We start from the raw sequence: 25,241 nt of genomic DNA, 5'->3' as shown, positions 1-25,241 counted from the left end.
AGATGGTGAGCAAAGGTTTTATCGTTGTAAAAGGTGCAAGGGCACATAATTTAAAAAATATTGACGTAACCATTCCGAGAAATCAACTTGTTGTTGTGACCGGATTATCTGGTTCCGGGAAATCATCTTTAGCATTTGATACGATATACGCGGAAGGACAGCGCCGATATGTAGAATCTTTATCGGCGTATGCACGCCAGTTTTTAGGACAAATGGATAAGCCGGATGTTGATGCAATTGAAGGGCTGTCTCCAGCAATTTCAATCGATCAAAAAACGACGAGTCGTAACCCGCGTTCAACGGTCGGAACGGTTACCGAGATTTATGATTATTTACGGTTACTATTTGCTCGTATTGGGACACCAATTTGTCCAAACCACGGAATTGAAATTACATCACAAACAGTAGAGCAAATGGTAGACCGTGTTTTAGAATATCCAGAACGTACGAAATTACAAGTGTTGGCACCAATCGTATCAGGACGTAAAGGTGCGCATGTGAAAATTCTAGAAGATATAAAAAAACAAGGTTATGTCCGCGTTCGTGTGGATGGAGAGATGTTGGATGTATCTGACGAAATTACGTTAGATAAAAATAAAAAGCATTCAATTGAAGTAGTCATTGACCGAATTGTTGTAAAAGAAGGTGTTGCGAGCCGACTTGCTGACTCTCTTGAAAGTGCGTTAAAGCTTGGTGAAGGTCGCGTGTTAATTGATGTCATGGGTGAAGAGGAACTGTTATTTAGTGAGCATCATGCCTGCCCGCATTGTGGTTTTTCAATTGGGGAGTTAGAGCCGCGCATGTTCTCCTTTAACAGCCCATTCGGTGCGTGTCCATCTTGTGATGGACTTGGTGCAAAATTAGAGGTGGATCTAGAACTCGTGATTCCGAACTGGGATTTATCTTTAAATGGTCATGCCATTGCACCTTGGGAACCGACAAGTTCCCAATACTATCCACAATTACTGCAATCGGTTTGTAATCATTACGGAATTGATATGGATATGCCGGTGAAGGACATACCGAAAGACTTATTTGATAAAGTATTGTATGGAAGCGGAGATGAGAAGGTTTATTTCCGTTATGTGAATGATTTTGGTCAAGTGAAAGAGAGCGATATTTTGTTTGAAGGTGTGATTCCAAACATTCAGCGTCGTTATCGTGAGACGAGCTCCGATTACATTCGTGAGCAAATGGAGAAGTATATGGCGGAGCAAGCGTGTCCGAAATGTAAGGGCGGCCGTTTAAAGCCAGAAAGTTTGGCTGTTTTTGTTGGTGAAAAAACAATTGCGGATGTAACGAAGTACTCTGTACAAGAAGTATACGATTTCTTTACACATGTAGAGTTAACGGAAAAACAGCAGAAAATTGCACATTTAATTTTGCGAGAAATTAAAGAGCGTGTAAGCTTCTTAATTAACGTAGGACTCGACTATTTAACATTAAGTCGTGCGGCAGGATCATTATCGGGCGGGGAAGCACAGCGTATTCGCCTTGCTACGCAAATTGGTTCTCGTCTAACAGGTGTACTTTACATTTTAGATGAGCCTTCTATCGGTTTGCATCAGCGTGATAATGAGCGTCTTATTCATACTTTGCAGGAAATGCGTGATTTAGGGAATACGTTAATCGTTGTAGAGCACGATGAAGATACAATGATGGCAGCTGACTATTTACTTGATATTGGTCCAGGTGCAGGAATTCATGGCGGACAAGTTGTATCAGAAGGTCTGCCATCAGAAGTGATGAATGATGACAATTCATTAACAGGTCAATATTTGAGCGGTAAGAAGTTTATTCCGGTTCCAGTCGAAAGGCGTAAAGGGGACGGACGTAAAATTGAGATTATCGGTGCAAAAGAAAATAACTTAAAAAATGTGAAAATGTCATTCCCACTCGGTACATTTGTTGCAGTAACGGGTGTATCTGGTTCTGGGAAAAGTACAGTGGTAAATGAAGTTCTGTATAAATCGTTAGCACAAAAATTATATAAAGCGAAAAGTAAGCCGGGTGCACATAAGCAAATTAAGGGGCTTGAACATTTAGATAAAGTAATCGATGTCGACCAATCGCCAATTGGGCGTACACCGCGCTCGAATCCAGCGACATATACAGGTGTATTTGATGATATTCGTGATGTGTTTTCAAACACGAACGAAGCAAAGGTCCGTGGTTACCAAAAAGGTCGCTTTAGCTTTAACGTAAAAGGTGGGCGCTGTGAGGCGTGCCGCGGTGATGGAATTATTAAAATTGAAATGCACTTTTTACCAGATGTCTACGTTCCATGTGAAGTGTGCCACGGAAAACGTTATAATCGTGAAACATTGGAAGTGAAGTATAAAGATAACAATATTTCTGATGTACTTGAAATGACAATTGAAGATGGCGTGGAATTCTTTGCGAACATCCCGAAAATAAAACGGAAGTTGCAGACGCTTGTAGATGTAGGACTTGGCTATATGAAATTAGGTCAACCAGCAACAACGTTATCAGGCGGAGAAGCGCAGCGTGTCAAGCTTGCATCTGAGTTACACCGTCGTTCTACAGGGCGGACATTGTACATTTTAGATGAACCAACAACAGGCCTACATGCTCATGATATTGCGCGCCTCTTACAAGTATTGCAGCGCCTCGTTGAAAATGGTGAAACGGTGCTTGTTATTGAGCATAATTTAGATGTGATTAAGACAGCTGATTACATTGTCGATCTTGGCCCAGAGGGCGGAGATAAAGGTGGACAAATTGTTGCTTCAGGTACACCGGAGCAAGTTGTAAAAGAAGAGCGTTCGTATACTGGAAAGTATTTAAAACAAATTTTAGAGCGCGATACAGCACGTATGAAAGAGAAAATGAAAGAGAGCGAAGTATCAAAATAAGGAGCTAAGCCCATGGGGCAGCTCCTTATTTTTTGTAGTTAATATTTTTTGCAAGGTGGCTGATAGGATGACAGGTATACAAGTAGGAAGGGATGAATAAGCTGTTATAGAATAAAAGGCGGAGACTCTCTATTCTGCATGGATACTTGGCGTTTGTTTACCATTAGCGTATGATTAAGTATATATGTCAAAAGGATGTGTAAGAAAATGAGATGGATTATATCACTTCTTGTAAATAGCATCGTGTTAATTGTTGTATCAGGTCTTCTGAAAGGAATTGCACCAGATGCGTTTTACATAGCAAACATACAAACCGCGATTATTGCGAGTGTCATTTTATCGATTTTAAATGTGTTTGTAAAACCGCTATTAATTTTAATTACATTGCCAATTACTGTTTTAACATTTGGTTTCTTCTTAATTGTGATTAATGCGATCACATTAAAAATAGCAGATTCATTATTAGGTGATGCGTTTAACATATCAGGATTTGGTGTAGCGATTCTTGCTGCAATCTGTATTTCTATTTTAAATATGTTAATTGATAAAGCAATTGTGGAGCCACTATCTGATAAGAAATAAGTGAAACTGACAAACAGAAAAACATTTCATGAGCCCTATGAAATGTTTTTTTTTATTTTCTAGAAACGATATTTCTTGTTTTCAGAAAAAAATGGTACAATATCCGGTAGAATGGAATTCTACAGAAAATGAGACTGAACCCGCAGCGGAGTGGAGGTTTACATATGCCCAAAGTTAGAACAAAAGATTTAATTGAACAGTTTCAATTGGAATTAGTAAGTGGTGAAGAAGGAATTCATCGTCCAATTGATACGAGTGACTTATCGCGACCTGGAATTGAAATGGCAGGATTTTTTACATACTATCCAGCTGATCGCGTCCAGCTTCTAGGAAAAACAGAGCTTACTTTTTTCGACACATTAACAAGTGAACAAAAGCAAGAACGGATGCAAGCTCTTTGCACAGAAGAGACGCCTTGTATTATTGTAACTCGTAGTCAAGATGTACCGGAGGAATTACTATGTGCATCACGTCAATCTGGAGTACCGCTTTTACGTTCTTCACAAACAACAACAAGACTATCGAGTCGTTTAACAAACTATTTAGAGGGTAAGTTAGCACCAACAACTGCTGTTCACGGTGTATTAGTGGATATTTATGGAGTTGGTGTCTTAATTACAGGTCAAAGTGGTGTTGGGAAAAGTGAAACAGCACTTGAACTTGTGAAACGTGGTCATCGCTTAGTTGCCGATGATAGCGTAGAGATTCGTCAAGAAGATGAAGATACTCTAGTAGGGAGTTCGCCAGACTTAATTGAGCATTTACTAGAAATTCGTGGTTTAGGTATTATTAACGTAATGACGTTATTCGGTGCAGGGGCAGTTCGAAATTATAAGCGTATTACGCTTGTTATCAACCTTGAGATTTGGGATCAAAAGAAAAACTATGACCGTCTTGGTCTCGATGAAGAGAAAATGAAAATTATAGATACAGAACTTACGAAGATTACACTTCCGGTGCGTCCTGGTCGAAACTTAGCTGTTATTATCGAAGTAGCAGCGATGAACTTTAGACTAAAACGTATGGGAGTCAATGCCGCTCAACAATTTTCTGAGCGCTTAATGAGTGCAATTGAACTAGGGAATCAGGAGTAATTGTAAGAAGGGAGTCATACATATGTTGTTAGGGTCTGTACCACAACTAGATCGTGTGGCGATTCAACTTGGACCATTCCCAGTCTATTGGTATGGGGTTATTATTGGTACAGGTGTATTGCTTGGATTATGGCTTGCGGTTCGCGAGGGTGAACGATTGGGCATTCAAAAAGATACATTTGTCGATCTTGTTTTAATCGCTGTACCAGTTGCTATTCTTTGCGCACGAGCATACTACGTTATTTTTGAATGGGAATATTATATGCAAAATCCAATCCAAATTATTAATATTCGTCAAGGTGGTTTGGCGATTCACGGTGGTTTAATTGGAGCGGTCATTACAGGGATTTTATTTGCCAAAAAACGTGGTCTTTCTTTTTGGAAGCTAGCTGATATTGCAGCGCCAAGTATTTTACTTGGACAAGCGATTGGACGCTGGGGAAACTTTATGAACCAAGAGGCTCATGGCGGTGAAGTGACAAGACAATTTCTAGAAGGTTTACATTTACCAGAGTTTATTATTAACCAAATGTATATTGATGGTGTTTATTATCATCCAACGTTCTTATATGAATCATTATGGAATATCGCAGGTGTTATTTTATTATTGTTACTACGAAAAGTAAATTTATGCCGCGGTGAACTATTCTTTACTTATTTAATGTGGTATTCAGCTGGGCGTTTCTTTGTGGAAGGGTTACGCACGGATAGCTTAATGTTAGGACCGCTTCGTATTGCACAGGTTATGTCCATCGGGCTTGTTGTCATTTCTATCATTTTCATTATTGTAAGACGTAAAATGGGACAAGCTAATAAAAGATATTTAGAAAAGTAGAGAAAAGTAGCATCTTACATGAGATGCTGCTTCTTTCATATAAAGAATTCTTTAGCAACCTAAGAATGAGCAGAAGGGATCGAGAATATGAAAATAAATACAGTGTTATTTGATTTAGATGGAACGTTAATTAATACAAATGAACTTATTATTTCTTCTTTTTTACACACATTAAACAAGTACTATCCAAATGAGTATAAGCGTGAAGATGTATTGCCATTTATCGGTCCATCTTTGCAAGATACGTTTGGCTCGATTGATCCAAACCGAGTGGAAGAGATGATTCAATGTTATCGTAAGTTTAATCATGAGCACCATGATGAACTAGTCGAAGAATATGAAACTGTTTATGAAACAGTACAAGAGCTAAGAGGAAAAGGTTATAAAGTTGGGATTGTGACAACAAAGGCGAGACAAACGGTCGAAATGGGCTTACAGCTTTCAAAATTAAAAGCATTTTTTGATGTTGTTGTGACAATTGATGATGTGGAACATGTGAAGCCTCATCCAGAACCAATTCAAAAGGCATTGCAATTACTGGATGCAAAACCGGAAGAAACGCTAATGGTGGGCGATAATCACCATGATATTGTAGGTGGACAAAATGCAGGCACGAAAACGGCTGCAGTTGCGTGGACGATTAAAGGAAGAGCATATTTAGAGTCATATAAGCCAGATTACGTATTAGATAAAATGAGTGATTTATTATCAATTTTGTCTTAAACTGCGTGACTGTGTTGAAACTTACATCCGCGTTCGGTTCATCTTCGTTGATGCATCGAACGCTAATGGGTTTTAAAGCCCGTTAGAGCGGGAATAAAGGGAGAGAGAAAGGTGCGACGTACAACGCGCTATCCTGTTTCAGGAGCAAATTCATTATGGAATGTGTATAAGACGGTATCTTTTTGGAAGGTAATGAAAAACTTTATTATTATTCAAATCGCACGTTATACACCATTTTTGTCCATGAAAAACTGGTTATACCGCACGTTTTTACGGATGAAAGTGGGTAAGCAAACATCCTTTGCAATTATGGTGATGCCGGATATTATGTTTCCAGAAAAGATTACGGTTGGAAATAATTCAGTTATTGGCTACAATACGACTATTTTAGCCCATGAATATTTAATTAAGGAATATCGTCTAGGAGAAGTTGTCATAGGAGATGAAGTAATGATTGGGGCGAATACGACTATTTTGCCTGGTGTTATAATCGAGGACGGTGCCATTGTTTCAGCAGGTACGCTTGTTCACCGTGATGTACCAAGCGGTGCTTTTGTTGGTGGAAATCCGATGCGTATCATTTACACGAAAGAAGAAATGGCAGCGAGAGAAGGATCGTGTTAAAAATGTAACATTTTCCTTCTCTTTTTATGAATAAAAAGGAAATATTTGCGTATAATATACTGTTTTGTTTTTCTAGGAATCGTTTATACTTATAAATAGAAGAAAGTATGAACGAAGAAAACAAATAATGGAGGATATATGGGGAAAAATCAAAGGATATATAAGGGGAGCGGACAAGTTATCTCTTTTAACCAATTAGCCGATTTCTTTTATAAAAAAGGGATGAAATCGTATCGTAATCATAAATTACAAGATGCAATTAAATATTTTCGAAGAGCGGCACAAAGTGAGAAAGAGCCGTTTATTTTATGTCAATTGGCAACGGTATTATCGGAAGCGGGAGAGTATCAAGAGTCTAATCAAATTTTCTTGAAGCTGATTCGTTCTGGAGCGGATATAGAACAATGTTATTACTTTGTGGCAAATAACTATGCATATCTCGGATTATTTCAACAAGCAAAGAAGTATGCGGATCAGTATTTAGAAGTAGCAACAGAGAAAGAGTTTGTGGAAGAAACGTTAGAGCTACTAGAGATTATGGACGAAGAAGCATTTGATGAGGAAGAGTTTGAAGATGAAGATGAACTCATTGTGATGCAGGAGCAGGCGAATCGTTACATTCGCAACGGACAGCTAGAAGAAGCGATTGAGACACTTGAAATCGTGACAAAGGATTATCCGGAATTTTGGTCGGGTCATAATAACTTAGCAATTGCTCATTTTCAATTAGGGAATGTAGATGAAGCGTTAAAGTTAACAGAGATGATTTTAGAGAAAAATCCTGGCAATATGCATGCGTTATGTAATACGCTTATTTTTCTATATTCGATTGGAGAGCATAAACAAGCAGAGCATTTAGCGGAGCAATTAGAAACGGTATATCCGATATCATTTGAGCACCGCTTAAAGTTAGGGACAACATTTGCAACAATTGGTCACTTTGCATCGGCTTATAAATGGCTGAAATTATTAAAGCGTCAAGGATATGAAGGAGATGTTAGCTTTTACTATTGGTTTGCATACTCTGCTTATATGGTAAAGGATCAACATACAGCCGAAAAAATGTGGCAGTCTGTTGTAGAATTGCACCCTGATAAAAAAGGGAAAGAACCGTGGAATGCTTTGAATTTAGCTGATGAAGGGCAAAACATTTTGTTCGAGGAACTACGGAAATCTTTCCAGCAAAGTGAAACGCTAGAAGAACAAATGTTAGCACTGTATTTGATGAATGAACTGACAACACCAGAAAAAATTAGCTTTTTCTTTGATGCGGCGCAGTCTTTGAATCGTGTACCGATTGTTTCACAACTGGCAAAGTACTTCTTTTTAATCAATAGTCATAAGAGTATTACGGCGGAATTACAACCGTTTGAGCAATGCGTTCGTATTGCAGATGCTCTATATAACTATACGAAAAAAGACGATGAACTGATTGAAGAGTGTTTGCATTTTTGGTTTTGTACATTTATACGTTTATATACATCCGGAACGATGTTTACGAACGTATTTGGCTGGTCATCGGCAATCGAATATATTGTACGCGGAGAACAGCGAGACAAGATGACACAAGCAGAACTTGGAAATATATATAATGTATCTGTAGCAACTGTGAGAAAATATGTGCAAGCAGTAAAACGTACCCATGCATAGGCAAATCATTGGGAAAAACCAGATGTGAACAGTATAATGAAGGTAAGTCATGTGTAGGAATGAATAGGAGTGAAGACTGTGTCAGAAGAAAAAATTTATGATGTCATTATTATTGGTGCTGGGCCAGCTGGAATGACAGCTGCTGTTTACACATCTCGTGCAAACTTAAGTACGTTGATGCTGGAACGCGGTATTCCAGGCGGTCAAATGGCGAATACAGAAGAAGTAGAAAACTATCCAGGATACGAACATATTTTAGGACCTGATTTATCTAACAAAATGTTTGATCACGCGAAAAAATTTGGTGCTGAATATGCATATGGTGATGTGAAAGAAATCATCGATGGCAAAGAATATAAAACAATAGTAGCTGGTAAAAAAGAGTATAAAACACGTGCGATTATCGTTGCAAGTGGTGCAGAGTATAAAAAAATTGGTGTGCCAGGTGAAAAAGAACTTGGTGGCCGCGGCGTATCATACTGTGCAGTATGTGACGGTGCTTTCTTTAAAGGGAAAGAACTTGTTGTTGTTGGTGGGGGAGATTCTGCGGTTGAAGAAGGTGTATATTTAACACGCTTTGCATCAAAAGTAACAATTGTTCACCGTCGTGATGCATTACGCGCACAGAAAATTTTACAAGATCGCGCATTCCAAAATGAGAAAGTAGACTTTATTTGGAATCATACTGTAAAAGAAATTAATGAAGAGAATGGTAAAGTTGGCAGTGTAACACTTGTAGATGTAAACAGCGGTGAAGAGCAAGAGTTTAAAACAGATGGTGCCTTCATTTATATCGGTATGTTACCACTTTCTAAACCATTTACTACGCTTGGGATTACGAACGAGAACGGTTATGTTGAAACAAATGAACGCATGGAAACGAAGGTTCCTGGTATTTTTGCAGCAGGAGATGTTCGTGAAAAAATGCTTCGTCAAATTGTAACAGCAACTGGTGATGGTAGCATCGCAGCGCAAAGTGCACAGCATTATGTAGAAGAGCTGTTAGAGGAATTAAAAGCTACAGAAAAATAAAGGGATAGGGTGTAACTCCCTTTAGAAAAGAAAGCTACCTTCTTTGGAGGTAGCTTTCTTGTGTTTGAAATGTCAAATATTTTCCAGCGTTTTCTTTGTCTAGGTGATAAGACATTGTTATACTAGAATTTACAGAAAAAGTGATTAATAGAAATGAGGAGTTTATTCAATATGGAATGGCGTAATGTATATCGTGGATTTTGTATGGGAATTAGTGATTTAATTCCTGGTGTCAGCGGAGGAACAATTGCTGTTGTGTTAGGTATTTATGAGCAATTGCTTGCTGCAATTAGCGGATTCTTTAGCCGTGAATGGAAAAAGCATTTGGGCTTTTTGATACCACTTGGTGCCGGTGTTGCTGCGGCATTTTTGACATTAAGTCATGTGATTAAATATTTGCTGGAAAATCACTATGAGCCAACACAGTTTTTCTTCCTTGGTTTAATTTTAAGCATTTTACCGATGCTTATGAAAGAAGCTGATGCGAAAGAAACATTTAAAGGAGGACATATTGTTGTATTAATTATTGCAGCGATACTAGTAGCAGTTACAGCCTTCTTTAAGCCAGATAAAACAGCAGATCCAATTACAACGTTAACAATTTTAAGTGCGATTGGATTATTCTTTGCGGGATGGATGGCTAGTATGGCTATGTTACTTCCGGGAATTAGCGGATCATTTATTTTATTAATCATTGGTGTATATCCAACAGCAATTAACGCTTTAACAACATTGAACCTACCACTTATTGCAGTAATTGGTGCAGGGGTTATGGTTGGGTTTGTTGTAAGTAGTAAAGGAATTAGTTATTTATTAGAACATTATAAGAGTGTAACCTTCGCTGCGATTATTGGACTAGTGATCGGATCGATTGCGGTGGTGTTCCCGGGAATACCAACAGGTGGCATGTCGATTGTAACTTCTATTATTACATTTATATTAGGGTTTGCAATTGTATCATATTTTAGTAAGAAATAAGTGATTGAGGGATAGCCCTCAATCGCTTTTTTTGTCTGGTGGATCAACCGAGTTCCTTCATTGTGACAAACTGTTTTTGATAGTATAATGAAGTAAGTATAGGACGGAGAGATTCGTCATAAGTAGCTGAGGTGAAGAAGCTTGCAAAGAGTAACAAACTGTGTGTTAATCAAAGATAACGAAGTTCTCCTATTGCAAAAACCTCGTCGAAACTGGTGGGTTGCTCCAGGTGGAAAAATGGAGCGCGGCGAAACGGTAAGAGAATCGGTAGTTCGTGAATATCGTGAAGAAACAGGGATTTATTTGAAAAACCCCGCATTAAAAGGGGTGTTCACTTTTGTTATTCAAGAAGGTGATAAAGTTGTTTCGGAATGGATGATGTTTTCCTTCTTAGCAACAGATTTTGCAGGGGAAAACAAATTGGAAAGCGAAGAAGGCATTATTGGCTGGCATACGTTTGATAAAATTGACGAGCTGCCAATGGCACCGGGAGATCATCATATTATTGATTATTTAATTAAAGGAAATGGCATCATTTACGGCACATTTGTATATACACCAGACTTTGAATTACTTTCATATCGATTGGATCCAAGCTAAATCGCCAAGGAGGGATACAATGACAGCACATAATGATATTAAAATGGTAATTATTACAGGAATGTCCGGTGCAGGTAAATCGGTAGCCCTGCAAAGTTTTGAAGATTTAGGCTATTTTTGTGTAGATAACTTACCACCTATGTTATTACCAAAGTTTGTTGAGTTGATGGCAGACTCAAAAGGAAAAATGAATAAAGTGGCACTTGGGATTGATTTACGAGGTCGTGAATTCTTTGATCATTTATGGGGAGCACTAGATGACTTGTCAGAGCGTACGTGGATTATTCCTCATATTTTATTTTTAGATGCAAAAGATAGTACACTTGTAACACGTTATAAAGAAACGAGACGTTCGCATCCGCTTGCAACGACAGGTCTTCCGTTAACAGGAATCGAGGCGGAGCGTAAGTTATTAACGGATATGAAGGCGAGAGCAAATATTGTACTCGATACAACAGATTTAAAACCGAAAGAATTACGTGAAAGGATTGTTCATCTCTTTTCAACAGAAAGTGAACAAGCATTTCGTGTAAATGTGATGTCATTTGGATTTAAGTACGGCATTCCAATTGATGCAGATTTAGTATTTGATGTTCGTTTTTTACCAAATCCATATTATATTCCACAAATGAAACCATTAACAGGACTCGATGAGGAAGTTTCGTCATATGTGCTCAAATTTAATGAAACACATAAATTTTTAGAGAAGTTGACGGATCTTATTACTTTCATGCTTCCGCATTATAAAAGGGAAGGAAAGAGTCAGCTTGTAATTGCAATTGGATGTACAGGAGGGCAGCATCGATCTGTTACGCTTGCAGAATACCTTGGGAAACATTTGAAACCAGAATATATCGTTCACGTATCCCATCGTGATGTGGAGAAGAGAAAGGGCCATTAAAGGATGAAAAAAGAGAGAAAACCTAGAATTGTCATCATGGGAGGAGGAACTGGACTATCCGTTTTATTACGAGGGTTGAAAAAGTACCCTGTTGATATTACGGCAGTGGTAACGGTTGCTGATGATGGAGGCAGTTCAGGTAGATTGCGTGATGAGTTAGCAATTCCACCTCCAGGCGACATTCGTAACGTACTTGTTGCGCTATCAGATGTCGAACCGCTTGTGGAGGCTTTATTTCAACATCGTTTTACATCTGGAGAAGGATTAACGGGGCATGCGCTAGGTAATTTATTATTAGCTGGTATGACGGCGATCACAGGAGACTTTTTCCACGCTATTACAGAAACAAGTAAAGTGTTGAATGTGCGAGGGCGTGTACTACCAGCAGCGAATCAAAGTGTTGTGCTCCATGCAGAACTTGAAGATGGACAAATTGTAACGGGTGAATCGAAAATCCCGTATTTTGGAAAGAAAATCAATCGTGTATTTTTAACACCAGGTGATGTCGAACCGTTGTATGAGACGTTAACTGAAATTCAGCGAGCGGATTTACTTGTCTTTGGTCCTGGTAGTTTGTATACAAGTATTTTGCCAAATTTAATCGTAAAAAAAATTGGGGATGCTGTCCTTGCTGCAAAAGCAAAAAAGGTGTATGTGTGTAACGTTATGACGCAAGCAGGTGAAACGATGGGCTATACGGCATTTGATCATGTGCAAGCATTGCATGACCATCTTGGAAAATCATTTATTGATACGGCGATTGTAAATAATCATAAAATTCCTGCTGAATTGCGTGAACTTTATGCAGAGGAAATGTCTGAGCCTGTCGTGGTTGATGAGGATTGCTTTGTGGCAAATCATATTAAGTTAATTCAAGATGAATTAGCGAAATATGATGATAAAGTTGTGCGTCATGATACATTAAAATTAGCCTCTATCTTATATTCGTTGTTATAGCATGCGTTATCTCTCTCGAGATAACGCTACTCATTCATATAGGACATGATTTCTTAGGCTACAACATGTTCCCAAGTACAGTATAAGGAGGTGTTACTGTGTCATTTGCATCAGAAACAAAGAAAGAGCTGACAAAGCTTGAAATGAAGGAATGCTGTGAGAAAGCAGAACTATCAGCGTTGCTTCGAATGAACGGATCACTTTCCTTTTCAAATCGTCGCCTTTCCATTGATATTCAAACAGAAAATGCAGCAATTGCGAGACGGATTTATACATTGTTGAAAAAAGGATATGACGTTACGGTAGAATTGCTTGTTCGTAAAAAGATGCGACTTAAGAAAAACAATGTATATATCGTTCGGTTGGTTGAAAAATCTCGTGAAATATTAGCGGATTTGCATATCGTACGAGAGGATTTTTCATTTATTCGCAATATATCGCAGAGATTGATTGAAAAAAAATGCTGTAAGCGATCTTATTTACGAGGTGCATTTTTAGCAGGTGGTTCGGTAAATAACCCAGAAACATCATCTTATCATTTAGAGGTCTTTTCGTTATATAAGGAACATAATGATTCTATATGTGAACTGATGAACGGATTTGATTTAAATAGTAAGACGCTAGAAAGGCGTAAAGGGTACATTACGTATTTAAAAGAAGCAGAGAAAATTACAGAGTTTTTAAATATTATTGGTGCACATAATGCGCTTTTAAGATTTGAAGATATCCGTATTGTTCGCGATATGCGTAATTCCGTAAATCGTTTAGTGAATTGTGAAACAGCCAATTTAAATAAAACAATTGGAGCCGCATTAAGGCAAATTGAAAATATTCGTTATATTGACGAAACGGTTGGAATGGATGTATTACCAGATAAACTGCGAGAAATTGCACAACTGCGTATTAGTTATCAAGATGTAACATTGAAAGAATTAGGTGAAATGGTATCTGGGGGAAAAATTAGTAAATCAGGTATCAATCATCGTTTGCGTAAAATCGACGAAATTGCGGAGAAATTACGCGCGGGGGAACCGGTAGCAAAAAAATAACGGTAAAGGGGAAATGGAGCTGTGGTTCAAAAACAGGTAGAGGTTTCATTAAAAAACGGCTTACAAGCACGTCCGGCTGCGTTGTTTGTACAAGAGGCAAATCGCTTTCATGCTGATATTTTCATTGAGAAAGATGGCAAAACAGTGAATGCGAAGAGCATAATGGGGATTATGAGCTTAGCGATTGGATCTGGCAGCAACGTAACTATTATTACAGAAGGTTCAGATGCAGAAGCTGCTTTAGAGGCACTTGCAGCTTATGTACAAAATGAATAAAGCGAGAAAGAAATAACCAGATGACACACATTTGTGTCATCTGGTTATTTTTACTTTGTGGTGAATACCGATTCATAACGAAAAAACGGCCATCCTTCATGGAGAATCCATGGAAGGATGGCTGCTTTTATTTCGAAGATTTTGTAAAGATTTTATCGATAAGACCGTATTCTAGTGCTCTTTCAGCTGTCATGAAGTTGTCGCGATCTGTGTCGCGTTCAAGTACTTCTAGTGGTTGACCTGTGCGCTCAGCAAGAATTCGGTTTAGTTTTTCGCGTAAGAATAGAATGCGTTTTGCAGCGATTTCAATTTCAGTTGCTTGTCCTTGTGCGCCGCCAAGTGGTTGGTGAATCATAACTTCACTGTTTGGAAGAGCGAAGCGTTTTCCTTTTTCACCTGCTGCAAGTAGGAATGCACCCATAGATGCTGCCATACCGATACAAATTGTTGATACTTGTGGTTTAATAAATTGCATTGTATCGTAAATTGCCATACCCGCTGTGATAGAACCGCCAGGGCTGTTGATGTATATGTGAATATCTTTTTCTGGATCCTGAGATTCCAAGAATAAAAGCTGGGAAACGATTGAGTTTGCTACGTTGTCATCAATTGCACTACCAAGCATAATGATGCGGTCTTTTAATAGGCGTGAGTAAATATCGTAAGCGCGTTCTCCACGATTTGTTTGTTCAATTACTGTAGGAATTAAATTCATCTGTTATTTCCTCCTTTAAAAGCTTTCTTAGTCTTATCATACAATTATGGTCAATAAAGGTCAAACGAAACCACTTTAAATCAAAAAAATATGTAGTTGTACCATGATTTATTCGCTATGTTTTTGGAATTCCCTGCTTATGTATCTTCAACATCATAACCGAATTATATAAATTTAAACGTATTTTATCTAGGAAAGAAAATAGCAAATGAAAGAACGCCTTTATAGAGGATGTTCAAAAAGTCCGGTAAAGATCGCCGCCCGATTTCTTCGTTGCGTCGCCACTCCGGTACTCATGTAGTTCAATCTACACTCCGTATCCTCGTGGCTTCTGTGCCTCGAACTGCTCGGCTCTCTTTATCCTCCTTTTGGAACATCATTTATAAGTAGAAGCGTTCTCTCATTTGCTATTCTTTTAACAGGTAGGTTACCTTGTTTAAAATGTCTTCAATTTGTTTAGCATTTTTGCTATACATTTTTTGAGCGGATTGTGATTGAGTTTCTAAGGAAAATAATTCAAGATCAGCCTGACATTTTTTTAAGGATGCTAATAATAATGGTTTTCCTTGCGGAGTAGGCATTTGAATTTGATCATTATATATATCGACGGTTAGTTGTCCATAAGAATCAACTTGTCCGATAAATACGTTATCTAGCGCTACGCCAATTTTTTCGAGTTCGGTGTGTAGCCAACCGCGGTTATGGCCGCTAGCTGAAAGTGGTTCATCTAATATTTTTCCATCCATAATAACCGTTTGTGTTTCTTTAGCAGGTGCTATTTGTAAACCAATATCTTTTGGAGTAAGAGGTTGTTTGTCTCTTTTTAACAAGACATTTAGTTCGCCGCCAGATTCTAATACAGCAAACTCAACGTCAGCTATGTTAAACGCATTTTTCTTTCTAAGAAGCTCTAGTAGTTCATCGATTGTATAATTCTCTTTTTTTAAATTATCCTCAAGAACTTTCCCATCTTTTATAAAAATAGTCGCTTTTCCTTCAATGAAATTTCTAAGCTTCTTGTTTTTTAAGGCGATCATACCTGCGAAAAATGGAACAAGAGAAAAAACAAGCATGCTAGAAATGCCGTGCCAAAAATTTCGCTCAAGCCCTGTTGTTACTTCAGCAGCGATGTTCCCAATCGTCAAGCCCGCGACATATTCAAAAAATGAAAGCTGTGAGATTTGCCTTTTTCCAAGCAATTTTGTCATTGAAAATAAAATAGCTAAGAGAGCGAAGGAGCGTATAATGACAAGCAGCCAGTCTGGTACATGAGGCATGTTAATTCCCTCCCGTTTACCTAAAATCCTTTATATTGTGGTTCTTCCCGTTCTAATGTGGAAATTCGCTTTTTAAGATCAGTGATTACACTGTCCATTTCTATCATACATTCATGGAAAACTCGTTTTGCTTCTTCGTCAGCAGTATTTTGTGAAAGTGTACTTAAACTTGCTTGGGCGCCTTTTAAACTTGCGAGGCATGTTTTTACACTAGCAACAACAGTCATCCAAACACCTCTTATCCTTTTGGTTTAAATAATAATGCTCCGATGAATCCGAAGATAACCGCAGCCGATACACCGGCACTTGTAACTTTAAACATACCTGTTATGACACCGACGAGCCCGTGTTTTTCTCCTTCTGCCATCGCTCCATGAACAAGGGCATTGCCGAAGCTTGTAATAGGAACTGTTGCTCCAGCACCTGCAAAATCAATTAAAGGCTCATATAGATTGAATCCATCGAATATTGCACCAATAACAACGAGTGTAGCCATTGTATGAGCAGGAGTAAGTTTAAAAACATCAAACATAATTTGACCGATTACACAAATCAACCCACCGATTACAAAAGCCCAAAAAAAGATCATTTATTGTACACCTCCAAATTCAATCGATACGGCATGAGCAATGCATGGAATCGTTTCTTGCTGTTGGAATGTCAGTGGAGATAGCAGTGCTCCAGTAGCCACTACAAGTATTTTTTTGAACTCTCCTTTTTTCATTCTGTTCAACAAATGTCCGTATACGACGGTTGCTGAGCAGCCTGGGCCACTCGCTCCTGCTATTACAGGCTGATCTTCTCTATAAATAAGTAATCCACAATCTTGAAACTGGTCATCGGTTACAGAGATTCCGTGCTTATGCAGCAAATCGTAACTAATCTCACGTCCAACATGACCAAGGTCACCTGTTACAATTAGGTCATAGTAGGATGCGTCAATTTGTCTTTCTCGTAAATGTGCTTCTATTGTATCGACAGCAGCAGGAGCCATCGCACCTCCCATGTTAAATGGATCTGTTAAGCCCATATCAATGACTCGTCCGATAGTTGCTGATGTAACACGTGGGCCTTCTCCTTGATCGCTCAAAAGGGCAGCGCCAGCTCCTGTGACAGTCCATTGAGCGGTAGGAGGTTTTTGTCCGCCGTATTCAGTAGGATAACGGAATTGTTTTTCAACAGCAGTATTATGACTCGATGCGCCTGTTAATAAATATTTTGCCCCTTTTGCATTTACAATACTTGCACCGAGGGCGAGACCTTCCATGGAAGTAGAGCAAGCACCAAATAATCCAATATAGGGAGTGCCCAGTGTTCGGCAAGCAAAGCTAGAGGGGGTGATTTGGTTGATAAGGTCACCTGCTAAAATGAATTGAATATCTTCTTTACGAAGCTTTGCTTTTTCAGTTGCGCGACTACAAGCTTCTTCAAATAAAACTTTATGTGCTTTCTCATAGGAATCTTGTCCGAGCCACAAGTCTTCATGAAGGGTGTCAAAATCCTCGGGAATTTTCCCTTTTGCTTCAAATGGTCCACCAATAACTCCTGTTGAGATAATGACTGGTTTATTTTCAAATATCCATGTTCGATGTCCTTGCAGCATTTAAAAACCTCCCCATTGAACAAGAATGGTCTTAATAATGGCGATAACAAATGCGGCAAACACGCCAAATAAAATAACAGATCCTGCCAATTTGAACATATTGCCACCTACTCCAAGAACAAAACCTTCTGTTTTATGTTCAATACAAGCTGATATAACTGAATTACCAAATCCAGTAACGGGTACAGCTGTACCAGCACCGCCAAATTGTGCGAGGCGATCGTAAACACCGAAGCCTGTTAACAACATAGAAATAAAAATCATTGTAGCTACGGTAGGATTTCCTGCTGAGCGCTCGGTGAAATCAAAATAAGTGATATAAAAAGTGGAAATAAGTTGCCCGATTAAACAAATCAAACCGCCAACAAAAAAAGCTTTTATACAATTTTTTAAAACAGGACGTTTCGGTTCACGCTGTTGTTCAAATTTTTTATATTTTAGTTGTACAGGTGTTAAATCTTTGTCTTTACTTGGCATGTGAATTCATCCTTTAGCTTTGTGAAAAGTAGTATTACGTATCGGATTTCATTTCTGACTTTACTATTTTTAATTGTTTTTTAAGACCTTCTTTTGTGATTTCTTTGTTCTTAATTTTGGTTTCTAATTTTCCGAGTAACATCAGAATTTTTTGATCCGTACAAACAGTGATTTTTAAATTAGGGTACATTTCTTTTAGTTGTTGTTTCATTTTTTTTCGTATGCTTTTTAGTTGGAATCGCTCATGATGTTCTGGTTTAGCAGCTACTAAAAGCTCCTGATCTAAATAGACAGCTTTCGCGTCTATTATTTCTTCCATGGCAAGGATTTTCTTTTTTGCTTCAGCAGCTATAGACTGATCGATGGATTGCGTGCTAGTTTTTGTTAGTTTTGTTTCATCTTTCTTAGTCTTCTTGTCTACATCATTACTGCACCCCAGCATGGAATGTAATAAGAGAATAGATAAAAAAACTTGCGTGATTTTTCGTTTTTTTTGCATCTTATCATTCCGTTTCTGTTGCGAATATGTAATTTGAGGGGCAAAAAGGATGATATGGAATCACCCTTTTTGCCCGCTCATAAAGTGTGCATACTTTATCCCGCTATTTGCGAGCGATAATACCCCACACCTCAAAGTGCAGCAAAAAGCAAAGAAGTTAGGTGGGGAATAATCAGTGGGAATGAAAATGAAAAATTCCCACTGATGAAAGTTTTACTTTATAGTTGTGTGTATTGAGGTTCTTCGTCTTGCACTTGTTCAACACGTGGACTTAAAGAATCAATCACGGATTGTGTTTGTTGAGCTGCTGTTTGAAATAGTTGCTTCGCTTGTTGGTTATCCGTATCAAGGACAAATCCCTCTAAGCTCGCTTGCGCACTTTTTAATCCAGCAACGGTTTGTTTCAATTTTGTAATTACAGTCATTAGTTGAAGCCTCCTTGTGAAATATGAATTCAAAGATTAGAATCTGTGAAATAACGTGAAAATATAATTTCCAAATTAAGGTTTTTCATGAGCTGTTGCCATTTTGCACTTAATTATCAAGAGAAAAGAAGGTTGAATCGTGAAAAATGAATAAAAAATAGATTTATGGTTTAGAAAATAGGTTATGTATTTTTTGGATGATAGTAGTTGCGTACATTGGCATAAGAAGATATAATTACGGATATATCATTCATGCGCCCATAGCTCAGTTGGATAGAGCGGTGGTTTCCGGTACCACGTCTGTCGGGGGTTCGAATCCCTCTGGGCGCGTTTTTTTATTACAGGGCTTATTGTACTCACATTCCTTCAAGAAATACTTTGGATAAACGTCATACATCCAGCGTTACTGTGACACGTTCTATTCCAAAGTGGAAGGGTTTAGGGTATTAAATAAGCGGCACTCAATAGCGTGAAGAACGTGTTGAAAATGAATAGTGAAATTTGGGAGACCCCTTGTATGTGATTAGAAATAATCGTGTACAGGGGTTTTTTGGTGTGAAAAGAATCAAAAAACGTGCTGTTGATACAGACATGGTTCTATCAAACAATTTTCAAATCATGAGAATTACAGTAAGAAAAATTGAAAAGTAAAACACCGCCAATAAGGTGAAAAATATTTACACCTTATTGGAATTAGACAAATTATCAGCTATTAGTATTAAAAAAGGAAAACATAATCCTCTCTTGTTATATCTAATAATAAGGGTTACTATTAGTATGTGGTTATAAAAATGTCGGTTTGAGAATTTCTTCTATAATGAAAACATCTTTTTTATCGTTTTTTTTCAATATTATTCATTTTATAGTTGTAAGATGTAAACAGAATTAATACATATGAAATAACAATATGTGGAGTTGGTATCTTTGTAAGGATTCTCCTTTCAGGAAACTTATTGTACAATAGAGACGAGGGGGAGATTAGATTGAAGGCAAGTCTTTTACAAGAACAAAGTTTACGTTTGGCCATGACACAAGAGTTAAGACAAGCAATTACAATGCTCCAGTATAATGTGCAGGAATTAACGGAATTTTTGTATGAGCAATCATTGGAAAATCCCCTTATTGAGTTGGGTGGCTTTGATAGGGAGAAGAAAAAGAGTAAAAGTACAAGCAAACAAGTTGAAAATCAAATAGAAATTTACAGTGTAGATTCTACGACGATTCAGCAACATTTATTAGATCAATTACAGTATTATAAAATAGATGAGAAGCAGCGAAAAACGGCTTCTTTCATCATTATGAATATGGATGAAAATGGTTATTTACAAGAAACAAACGAAGAATTAGCAGAGTTACTTGCGGCATCTCTCGATGTAGTGAATGGTTCTATGGAGCTTGTTCAATCATTAGAGCCAGCAGGGGTGGGAGCACGGAATATTCAGGAGTGTCTAACACTTCAATTGAAGCGCTTACAAAAAAGAGATGAGCTTGCAGAACTGATTGTGGATGAATACTTTACATATTTCATCAAGAAAGATTGGCGAAAACTTATTCATGTTATGAAATGTAGTAATGAGGAATTACAATCAGCTGTTGATAGCATTACATCATTGCAGCCAAAACCAGGGCTTGCATTTTCTTCTGAAAAACCGCTTTATATTGTTCCTGATATGACTGTGAAGAAAGAAAGTGATCGGCTTATTTTACAAATGAATGAACGTAACATGCCGAGAATTGAAATTCATTCAGAATATAGTGCGCTTCTTCATAATAGTGAAAGTGAAGTTGCCTCTTATGTATCTGAGAAGTATCAACATGTCCAGTGGATTATGCGCAGTTTGAAGCAACGGAAACAAACGCTTTTAAAAGTGATGGAAGTTATTATTACAAAGCAACGTGATTTCTTTTGGCAAGGTCCAGAGTATTTAAAACCGCTCGCTTTAAAAGAAGTAGCGGAGGAACTAAGTGTACATGAATCTACAATTAGCCGTGCTACACGTAATAAATATGTGCAAACGCCGCATGGGTTGTTTGAAATGAAGGCTTTTTTTAGCAATGCGGTGGTTACAACGGAAGATGAGGCTGTTTCTACAAAACGTGTCAAACAACTGATTCAAGAACTTGTAGAAAAAGAAAATAAGAAAAAACCACTTTCAGATCAAAAAATTTCAAAATTGTTAGAAGACGAGCATGAAATCGCTATTTCTCGAAGAACAGTTGCGAAATATCGAGAACAGATGCATATTCCTGCTTCTTCTCTTCGAAAAACAATTGGATAGGTGAAGAAGATGAAGGTTGTTTTATATACGAAAACGGACTGTGGCCTTTGCGAGAAGGCAAAACAGCTGTTGAAAGAAGTGCAACATGAATATTCTTTTGAAATTGAGGAAATAGATATATATGAAGATGATGAGCTTTTAGAAAAGTATCAAATTATGATTCCTGTTGTGGAAATTGACGGAAAACAGGCGGAATGCGGTGTCATTCACAAAGATGTCATAATAAACTATATAAAGAATGCAGTTAAGAGTTGAATAAGTTTCTATCTCCTGTTACAATAATACACGTAGCAGGGATTATTTTTTTAAACCTAGTGGGACACAAAATGTCACTACGGGACACAAAGTGACCACGAAGGAAAATGAACCGATGCAGTGAGGAGAAAAGATATGCGCTCATGGATTCAAAATACAAAAAAATTATTACCTGATCTGCTACCTGTTATGCAAACGAGAATGCAAATTCTTCAGCACATTCGTCTCATGCAGCCGATTGGAAGAAGAAACTTATCTGCAAGTCTTGGTATGACAGAACGAGTATTGCGAAGTGAAGTACAAGTTTTGAAAGAACAAAACTTAGTTCACGTCGCCTCTTCTGGAATGACTTTAACAGAAGAAGGAACAACTGTGGTTCTTGCTTTGGAAGACTTTATGAAAGAAATTTCCGGGTTAAAGGTTTTAGAAAAACAACTTAAGGAAACATTAGACTTGGATGAAGTTTTCGTTGTCCCTGGTGATAGTGATGAATCACCCTGGGTCAAACTGGAGATGGGCCGTGCTTGTGTGACTTGTATAAAAGACCGTCTGACAGCGAATAATATCGTTGCTGTGGCTGGAGGAACAACGCTAGCTGCTGCTGCGGACATGATGCAACTAGATTGCAAAGATTTACATATGCTATTTGTCCCAGCACGTGGTGGAATTGGAGAAGGCGTCGAATTAGAGGCCAATACCATTTGTGCGAAAATGGCACAGAATACGATGAGTAATTATCGCTTATTGTATGTTCCAGACCATGTTAGTAGCGAAGCATATGCGTCCATTGTGACAGAGCCTTCCGTGAAAGAAGTTCTTGAGTTGATTCGATCTTCCAATATCGTCATTCATGGAATAGGTGATGCGTTAACAATGGCACGTCGTAGAAGTACTTCAGAAGCAGATTGGATGAAAATTAAAACAAGTGAAGCAGTCGGCGAAGCTTTCGGTTATTACTTCAATGAACAAGGTAATGTCGTTCATAAAGTACAAACAGTTGGCATGCAACTGAAAGATTTACAAAACGTATCTCACGTTGTTGCAGTCGCTGGAGGATCTTCAAAGGCAAAAGCAGTACAGGCTGTAATTAAACAAGGGCACACTTCGATTCTAATTACAGATGAAGGTGCAGCAAAACAATTAACAAAGGGTATTACCCTTTAATATAATCCCCCAAGGAGGAAATTCAAATGACTAAAATTGGTATTAATGGATTTGGACGTATCGGACGTGTGGTATTCCGCGCAGCTCTTAACAACCCTAACGTGGAAGTAGTAGCAATCAACGACTTAACAGACGCTAACACTTTAGCTCACCTTTTAAAATATGACTCTGTTCACGGAACAGTAAACGCAGAAGTATCTGCTAACGGCGACAGCATCGTTGTTAACGGTAAGGAAATCAAAGTTATCGCTGAGCGTGACCCAGCTCAATTACCATGGAGCGACTACGGCGTAGAAGTAGTAGTAGAATCTACTGGACGCTTCACTAAAAAAGCAGACGCTGAGAAACACTTAGGTGGATCAGTTAAAAAAGTTATCATCTCTGCACCAGCTTCTGACGAAGATATCACAATCGTTATGGGTGTTAACCACGAGCAATATGATGCAGCTAATCATAATGTAATCTCTAACGCTTCTTGTACTACAAACTGCTTAGCTCCATTTGCTAAAGTATTAAACGAAAAATTCGGTGTAAAACGCGGAATGATGACAACAATTCACTCTTACACTAACGACCAACAAATCTTAGACTTACCACATAAAGATTTACGTCGTGCACGTGCAGCAGCAATGAGCATGATTCCAACTACAACTGGTGCAGCTAAAGCAGTAGCATTAGTATTACCAGAACTTAAAGGTAAATTAAACGGTGGCGCAGTACGTGTTCCAACTGCTAACGTTTCTCTTGTTGACTTAGTTGTTGAACTTGACAAAGAAGTAACAGTTGAAGAAGTAAATGCAGCATTCAAAGCAGCAGCTGAAGGCGAATTAAAAGGTATCCTTGGATACAGCGAAGAGCCATTAGTATCTATCGATTATAACGGATGCACAAATTCTTCTACAATCGATGCATTATCTACAATGACTATGGAAGGCAACATGCTTAAAGTTCTTTCTTGGTACGACAACGAAACTGGTTACTCTAACCGCGTAGTTGACTTAGTAGACTACATCGCTTCTAAAGGTCTTTAATTCTTAAGTTTATCAGTTATCAATGACAAAACGAGGGAGAGGGTTTGTTCCCTCTCTCTTCTTTCGTTTTAGAAGCAAATGTGATAAGCTTTTGAATGGGTTTTGTCAATCCTAACTAGTCGGAGGGAAATCCAATGAACAAAAAATCAATTCGTGACGTAGATTTAAAAGGTAAACGAGTATTTTGCCGCGTTGACTTCAACGTGCCTATGAAAGATGGCAAAGTTACAGACGAGACTCGTATTCGTGCAGCTCTTCCTACAATTCAATATTTAGTAGAGCAAGGTGCGAAAGTTATTTTAGCAAGTCACTTAGGTCGTCCAAAAGGCCAAGTAGTAGAAGAAATGCGTCTTACTCCAGTAGCTGCACGTTTAGGTGAGCTTCTTGGTAAAGACGTGAAAAAAGCGGACGAAGCATTCGGACCAGCTGTACAAGAAATGGTTACAGCAATGAACGAAGGCGACGTATTAGTTCTTGAAAACGTACGTTTCTATGCGGGCGAAGAAAAGAACGATGCAGAACTAGCGAAAGAATTTGCAGCGCTTGCTGACATCTTCGTTAACGATGCATTCGGCGCAGCACACCGTGCACATGCTTCTACAGCAGGTATCGCAGATTACCTACCAGCAGTATCTGGTTTCTTAATGGAAAAAGAGTTAGAAGTATTAGGTAAAGCACTTTCTAACCCAGAACGTCCATTCACAGCAATCATCGGTGGTGCGAAAGTAAAAGATAAAATCGGTGTAATTCGTCATCTACTTGATAAAGTTGATAACCTAATCATCGGTGGTGGTCTTGCTTACACATTCGTAAAAGCATTAGGTCATGAAATTGGTCTATCTCTATGTGAAAATGACAAAATTGACTTAGCAAAAGAATTTATGCAACTTGCGAAAGAAAAAGGCGTAAACTTCTATATGCCAGTTGATGTTGTAATCACAGAGGAATTCTCTGAAACTGCAACAACAAAAATCGTGAATATCGACTCTATTCCTGCTGATTGGGAAGGCGTAGATATCGGACCAAAAACAAGTGAAATTTATGCTGATGTAATTAAAAACTCTAAGCTTGTTGTATGGAACGGACCAATGGGTGTATTTGAAATGACTCCATTTGCAGAAGGTACAAAAGCAGTAGGACAAGCATTAGCAGATGCAGAAGGTACATACTCTGTTATCGGCGGTGGTGACTCTGCAGCAGCTGTTGAAAAATTCGGCATGGCTGATAAAATGAGCCACATTTCTACTGGCGGCGGTGCGTCATTAGAATTTATGGAAGGTAAAGAACTTCCTGGTGTAGTTTGTCTTAACGACAAATAATCAGCAGCTAAGAAAAAGGA

27 protein-coding genes and 1 tRNA gene are annotated in these 25,241 nt (G+C 38.3%); 20 read left to right on the top strand and 8 right to left on the bottom strand.

Annotated features, from left to right (window positions below; all coding sequences use genetic code 11):
• Window positions 1-2: 2 nt before the first annotated feature.
• The 14 genes from uvrA to QRE67_RS23935 all read left to right on the top strand — a co-directional run bounded on the left by uvrA (window position 3) and on the right by QRE67_RS23935 (window position 14,177).
• Window positions 3-2,876: an excinuclease ABC subunit UvrA gene (uvrA, locus tag QRE67_RS24000; protein WP_286122660.1), complete on the top strand. Its 2,874-nt coding sequence runs from the start codon at window positions 3-5 to the stop codon at window positions 2,874-2,876.
• A gap of 207 nt (window positions 2,877-3,083) precedes the next feature.
• On the top strand, window positions 3,084-3,458 hold the full coding sequence (locus QRE67_RS23995) for a phage holin family protein (protein ID WP_286122659.1): 375 nt from the start codon (window positions 3,084-3,086) through the stop codon (window positions 3,456-3,458).
• A gap of 164 nt (window positions 3,459-3,622) precedes the next feature.
• Window positions 3,623-4,552: an HPr(Ser) kinase/phosphatase gene (hprK, locus tag QRE67_RS23990; RefSeq protein WP_286122658.1), complete on the top strand. Its 930-nt coding sequence runs from the start codon at window positions 3,623-3,625 to the stop codon at window positions 4,550-4,552.
• 22 nt (window positions 4,553-4,574) lie between these two features.
• Window positions 4,575-5,387: a prolipoprotein diacylglyceryl transferase gene (lgt, locus tag QRE67_RS23985; protein WP_286122657.1), complete on the top strand. Its 813-nt coding sequence runs from the start codon at window positions 4,575-4,577 to the stop codon at window positions 5,385-5,387.
• 87 nt (window positions 5,388-5,474) lie between these two features.
• Complete coding sequence (gene ppaX, locus QRE67_RS23980; protein ID WP_286122656.1) at window positions 5,475-6,110, top strand: pyrophosphatase PpaX; 636 nt, start codon at window positions 5,475-5,477, stop codon at window positions 6,108-6,110.
• Between the two features lie 111 nt (window positions 6,111-6,221).
• Window positions 6,222-6,734 carry an acyltransferase gene (locus QRE67_RS23975; protein ID WP_286122655.1) on the top strand — a complete coding sequence of 171 codons (513 nt, stop codon included), beginning with the start codon at window positions 6,222-6,224 and terminating at the stop codon, window positions 6,732-6,734.
• 138 nt (window positions 6,735-6,872) lie between these two features.
• Entirely contained in the window at window positions 6,873-8,384 is a 1,512-nt protein-coding gene (locus QRE67_RS23970; protein ID WP_286122654.1) for a tetratricopeptide repeat protein, read from the top strand.
• Window positions 8,385-8,462: 78 nt separating this feature from the next.
• Window positions 8,463-9,416 carry a thioredoxin-disulfide reductase gene (gene trxB / locus QRE67_RS23965; protein ID WP_286122653.1) on the top strand — a complete coding sequence of 318 codons (954 nt, stop codon included), beginning with the start codon at window positions 8,463-8,465 and terminating at the stop codon, window positions 9,414-9,416.
• Between the two features lie 171 nt (window positions 9,417-9,587).
• Complete coding sequence (locus tag QRE67_RS23960) at window positions 9,588-10,394, top strand: DUF368 domain-containing protein (protein WP_286122652.1); 807 nt, start codon at window positions 9,588-9,590, stop codon at window positions 10,392-10,394.
• A gap of 141 nt (window positions 10,395-10,535) precedes the next feature.
• Window positions 10,536-10,994, top strand: coding sequence for an NUDIX hydrolase (locus tag QRE67_RS23955; protein WP_286122651.1), 459 nt, complete (start codon window positions 10,536-10,538; stop codon window positions 10,992-10,994).
• Between the two features lie 19 nt (window positions 10,995-11,013).
• Window positions 11,014-11,895, top strand: coding sequence for an RNase adapter RapZ (gene rapZ / locus QRE67_RS23950; RefSeq protein ID WP_286122650.1), 882 nt, complete (start codon window positions 11,014-11,016; stop codon window positions 11,893-11,895).
• A 3-nt stretch (window positions 11,896-11,898) separates the two neighbouring features.
• Window positions 11,899-12,852: a gluconeogenesis morphogenetic factor MgfK gene (mgfK, locus tag QRE67_RS23945; RefSeq protein ID WP_286122649.1), complete on the top strand. Its 954-nt coding sequence runs from the start codon at window positions 11,899-11,901 to the stop codon at window positions 12,850-12,852.
• 98 nt (window positions 12,853-12,950) lie between these two features.
• Window positions 12,951-13,901 (top strand): DNA-binding protein WhiA, encoded by a 951-nt coding sequence (gene whiA, locus QRE67_RS23940; RefSeq protein WP_286122648.1) that lies wholly within the window; start codon window positions 12,951-12,953, stop codon window positions 13,899-13,901.
• A gap of 21 nt (window positions 13,902-13,922) precedes the next feature.
• Complete coding sequence (locus QRE67_RS23935) at window positions 13,923-14,177, top strand: HPr family phosphocarrier protein (protein WP_286122647.1); 255 nt, start codon at window positions 13,923-13,925, stop codon at window positions 14,175-14,177.
• Between the two features lie 127 nt (window positions 14,178-14,304).
• On the opposite strand, the gene clpP is transcribed toward QRE67_RS23935, so the two are convergent.
• The 8 genes from clpP to QRE67_RS23895 all read right to left on the bottom strand — a co-directional run bounded on the left by clpP (window position 14,305) and on the right by QRE67_RS23895 (window position 19,173).
• On the bottom strand, window positions 14,305-14,892 hold the full coding sequence (gene clpP / locus QRE67_RS23930; RefSeq protein WP_286122646.1) for an ATP-dependent Clp endopeptidase proteolytic subunit ClpP: 588 nt from the start codon (window positions 14,890-14,892) through the stop codon (window positions 14,305-14,307).
• Between the two features lie 407 nt (window positions 14,893-15,299).
• Window positions 15,300-16,169, bottom strand: a complete 870-nt coding sequence (locus QRE67_RS23925) for a DUF421 domain-containing protein (protein ID WP_286122645.1) — start codon at window positions 16,167-16,169, stop codon at window positions 15,300-15,302.
• A gap of 20 nt (window positions 16,170-16,189) precedes the next feature.
• Window positions 16,190-16,396: a DUF1657 domain-containing protein gene (locus tag QRE67_RS23920; protein ID WP_286122644.1), complete on the bottom strand. Its 207-nt coding sequence runs from the start codon at window positions 16,394-16,396 to the stop codon at window positions 16,190-16,192.
• A gap of 11 nt (window positions 16,397-16,407) precedes the next feature.
• Window positions 16,408-16,758, bottom strand: coding sequence for a stage V sporulation protein AE (gene spoVAE / locus QRE67_RS23915; protein ID WP_286122643.1), 351 nt, complete (start codon window positions 16,756-16,758; stop codon window positions 16,408-16,410).
• Window positions 16,759-17,772: a stage V sporulation protein AD gene (spoVAD, locus tag QRE67_RS23910; RefSeq protein WP_286122642.1), complete on the bottom strand. Its 1,014-nt coding sequence runs from the start codon at window positions 17,770-17,772 to the stop codon at window positions 16,759-16,761.
• Window positions 17,773-18,249 (bottom strand): stage V sporulation protein AC, encoded by a 477-nt coding sequence (gene spoVAC / locus QRE67_RS23905; RefSeq protein ID WP_286122641.1) that lies wholly within the window; start codon window positions 18,247-18,249, stop codon window positions 17,773-17,775.
• A 34-nt stretch (window positions 18,250-18,283) separates the two neighbouring features.
• The gene (locus QRE67_RS23900) at window positions 18,284-18,748 is read right to left on the bottom strand and encodes a YhcN/YlaJ family sporulation lipoprotein (RefSeq protein WP_286122640.1); all 465 of its coding nucleotides are present in this window, start codon (window positions 18,746-18,748) and stop codon (window positions 18,284-18,286) included.
• A 218-nt stretch (window positions 18,749-18,966) separates the two neighbouring features.
• On the bottom strand, window positions 18,967-19,173 hold the full coding sequence (locus QRE67_RS23895) for a DUF1657 domain-containing protein (protein WP_286122639.1): 207 nt from the start codon (window positions 19,171-19,173) through the stop codon (window positions 18,967-18,969).
• A 254-nt stretch (window positions 19,174-19,427) separates the two neighbouring features.
• On the opposite strand from QRE67_RS23895, the gene QRE67_RS23890 reads away from it, so the two are divergent.
• The 6 genes from QRE67_RS23890 to QRE67_RS23865 all read left to right on the top strand — a co-directional run bounded on the left by QRE67_RS23890 (window position 19,428) and on the right by QRE67_RS23865 (window position 25,221).
• Window positions 19,428-19,503 (top strand) — tRNA-Arg (locus QRE67_RS23890).
• Between the two features lie 653 nt (window positions 19,504-20,156).
• Window positions 20,157-21,452, top strand: a complete 1,296-nt coding sequence (gene rpoN, locus QRE67_RS23885; RefSeq protein WP_286122638.1) for an RNA polymerase factor sigma-54 — start codon at window positions 20,157-20,159, stop codon at window positions 21,450-21,452.
• 9 nt (window positions 21,453-21,461) lie between these two features.
• Window positions 21,462-21,707, top strand: coding sequence for a glutaredoxin family protein (locus QRE67_RS23880; protein ID WP_018765089.1), 246 nt, complete (start codon window positions 21,462-21,464; stop codon window positions 21,705-21,707).
• A gap of 135 nt (window positions 21,708-21,842) precedes the next feature.
• Window positions 21,843-22,871: a gapA transcriptional regulator CggR gene (gene cggR, locus QRE67_RS23875; RefSeq protein ID WP_286122637.1), complete on the top strand. Its 1,029-nt coding sequence runs from the start codon at window positions 21,843-21,845 to the stop codon at window positions 22,869-22,871.
• A gap of 26 nt (window positions 22,872-22,897) precedes the next feature.
• Window positions 22,898-23,902 (top strand): type I glyceraldehyde-3-phosphate dehydrogenase, encoded by a 1,005-nt coding sequence (gene gap / locus QRE67_RS23870; protein WP_286122636.1) that lies wholly within the window; start codon window positions 22,898-22,900, stop codon window positions 23,900-23,902.
• A 134-nt stretch (window positions 23,903-24,036) separates the two neighbouring features.
• Window positions 24,037-25,221: a phosphoglycerate kinase gene (locus QRE67_RS23865; protein WP_286122635.1), complete on the top strand. Its 1,185-nt coding sequence runs from the start codon at window positions 24,037-24,039 to the stop codon at window positions 25,219-25,221.
• Window positions 25,222-25,241 lie beyond the last annotated feature (20 nt).

It is taken from the genome of Bacillus sp. DX3.1, assembly GCF_030292155.1.
Lineage (GTDB): Bacteria > Bacillota > Bacilli > Bacillales > Bacillaceae_G > Bacillus_A.
The sequence above is the reverse complement of the archived record's forward strand: the minus strand, read 5'-3'. Positions and strand labels throughout refer to the sequence as shown.

What these genes read in the sequence shown, in the direction of transcription:
- uvrA (WP_286122660.1), top strand. Translation starts at nt 3, where the DNA reads ATGGTGAGCAAAGGTTTTATCGTTGTAAAAGGTGCAAGGGCACATAAT.
- QRE67_RS23995 (WP_286122659.1), top strand. Translation starts at nt 3,084, where the DNA reads ATGAGATGGATTATATCACTTCTTGTAAATAGCATCGTGTTAATTGTT.
- hprK (WP_286122658.1), top strand. Translation starts at nt 3,623, where the DNA reads ATGCCCAAAGTTAGAACAAAAGATTTAATTGAACAGTTTCAATTGGAA.
- lgt (WP_286122657.1), top strand. Translation starts at nt 4,575, where the DNA reads ATGTTGTTAGGGTCTGTACCACAACTAGATCGTGTGGCGATTCAACTT.
- ppaX (WP_286122656.1), top strand. Translation starts at nt 5,475, where the DNA reads ATGAAAATAAATACAGTGTTATTTGATTTAGATGGAACGTTAATTAAT.
- QRE67_RS23970 (WP_286122654.1), top strand. Translation starts at nt 6,873, where the DNA reads ATGGGGAAAAATCAAAGGATATATAAGGGGAGCGGACAAGTTATCTCT.
- QRE67_RS23960 (WP_286122652.1), top strand. Translation starts at nt 9,588, where the DNA reads ATGGAATGGCGTAATGTATATCGTGGATTTTGTATGGGAATTAGTGAT.
- rapZ (WP_286122650.1), top strand. Translation starts at nt 11,014, where the DNA reads ATGACAGCACATAATGATATTAAAATGGTAATTATTACAGGAATGTCC.
- mgfK (WP_286122649.1), top strand. Translation starts at nt 11,899, where the DNA reads ATGAAAAAAGAGAGAAAACCTAGAATTGTCATCATGGGAGGAGGAACT.
- clpP (WP_286122646.1), bottom strand. Translation starts at nt 14,892, where the DNA reads ATGAATTTAATTCCTACAGTAATTGAACAAACAAATCGTGGAGAACGC.
- QRE67_RS23925 (WP_286122645.1), bottom strand. Translation starts at nt 16,169, where the DNA reads ATGCCTCATGTACCAGACTGGCTGCTTGTCATTATACGCTCCTTCGCT.
- QRE67_RS23920 (WP_286122644.1), bottom strand. Translation starts at nt 16,396, where the DNA reads ATGACTGTTGTTGCTAGTGTAAAAACATGCCTCGCAAGTTTAAAAGGC.
- spoVAE (WP_286122643.1), bottom strand. Translation starts at nt 16,758, where the DNA reads ATGATCTTTTTTTGGGCTTTTGTAATCGGTGGGTTGATTTGTGTAATC.
- spoVAD (WP_286122642.1), bottom strand. Translation starts at nt 17,772, where the DNA reads ATGCTGCAAGGACATCGAACATGGATATTTGAAAATAAACCAGTCATT.
- spoVAC (WP_286122641.1), bottom strand. Translation starts at nt 18,249, where the DNA reads ATGCCAAGTAAAGACAAAGATTTAACACCTGTACAACTAAAATATAAA.
- QRE67_RS23900 (WP_286122640.1), bottom strand. Translation starts at nt 18,748, where the DNA reads ATGCAAAAAAAACGAAAAATCACGCAAGTTTTTTTATCTATTCTCTTA.
- QRE67_RS23895 (WP_286122639.1), bottom strand. Translation starts at nt 19,173, where the DNA reads ATGACTGTAATTACAAAATTGAAACAAACCGTTGCTGGATTAAAAAGT.
- QRE67_RS23880 (WP_018765089.1), top strand. Translation starts at nt 21,462, where the DNA reads ATGAAGGTTGTTTTATATACGAAAACGGACTGTGGCCTTTGCGAGAAG.
- cggR (WP_286122637.1), top strand. Translation starts at nt 21,843, where the DNA reads ATGCGCTCATGGATTCAAAATACAAAAAAATTATTACCTGATCTGCTA.
- gap (WP_286122636.1), top strand. Translation starts at nt 22,898, where the DNA reads ATGACTAAAATTGGTATTAATGGATTTGGACGTATCGGACGTGTGGTA.
- QRE67_RS23865 (WP_286122635.1), top strand. Translation starts at nt 24,037, where the DNA reads ATGAACAAAAAATCAATTCGTGACGTAGATTTAAAAGGTAAACGAGTA.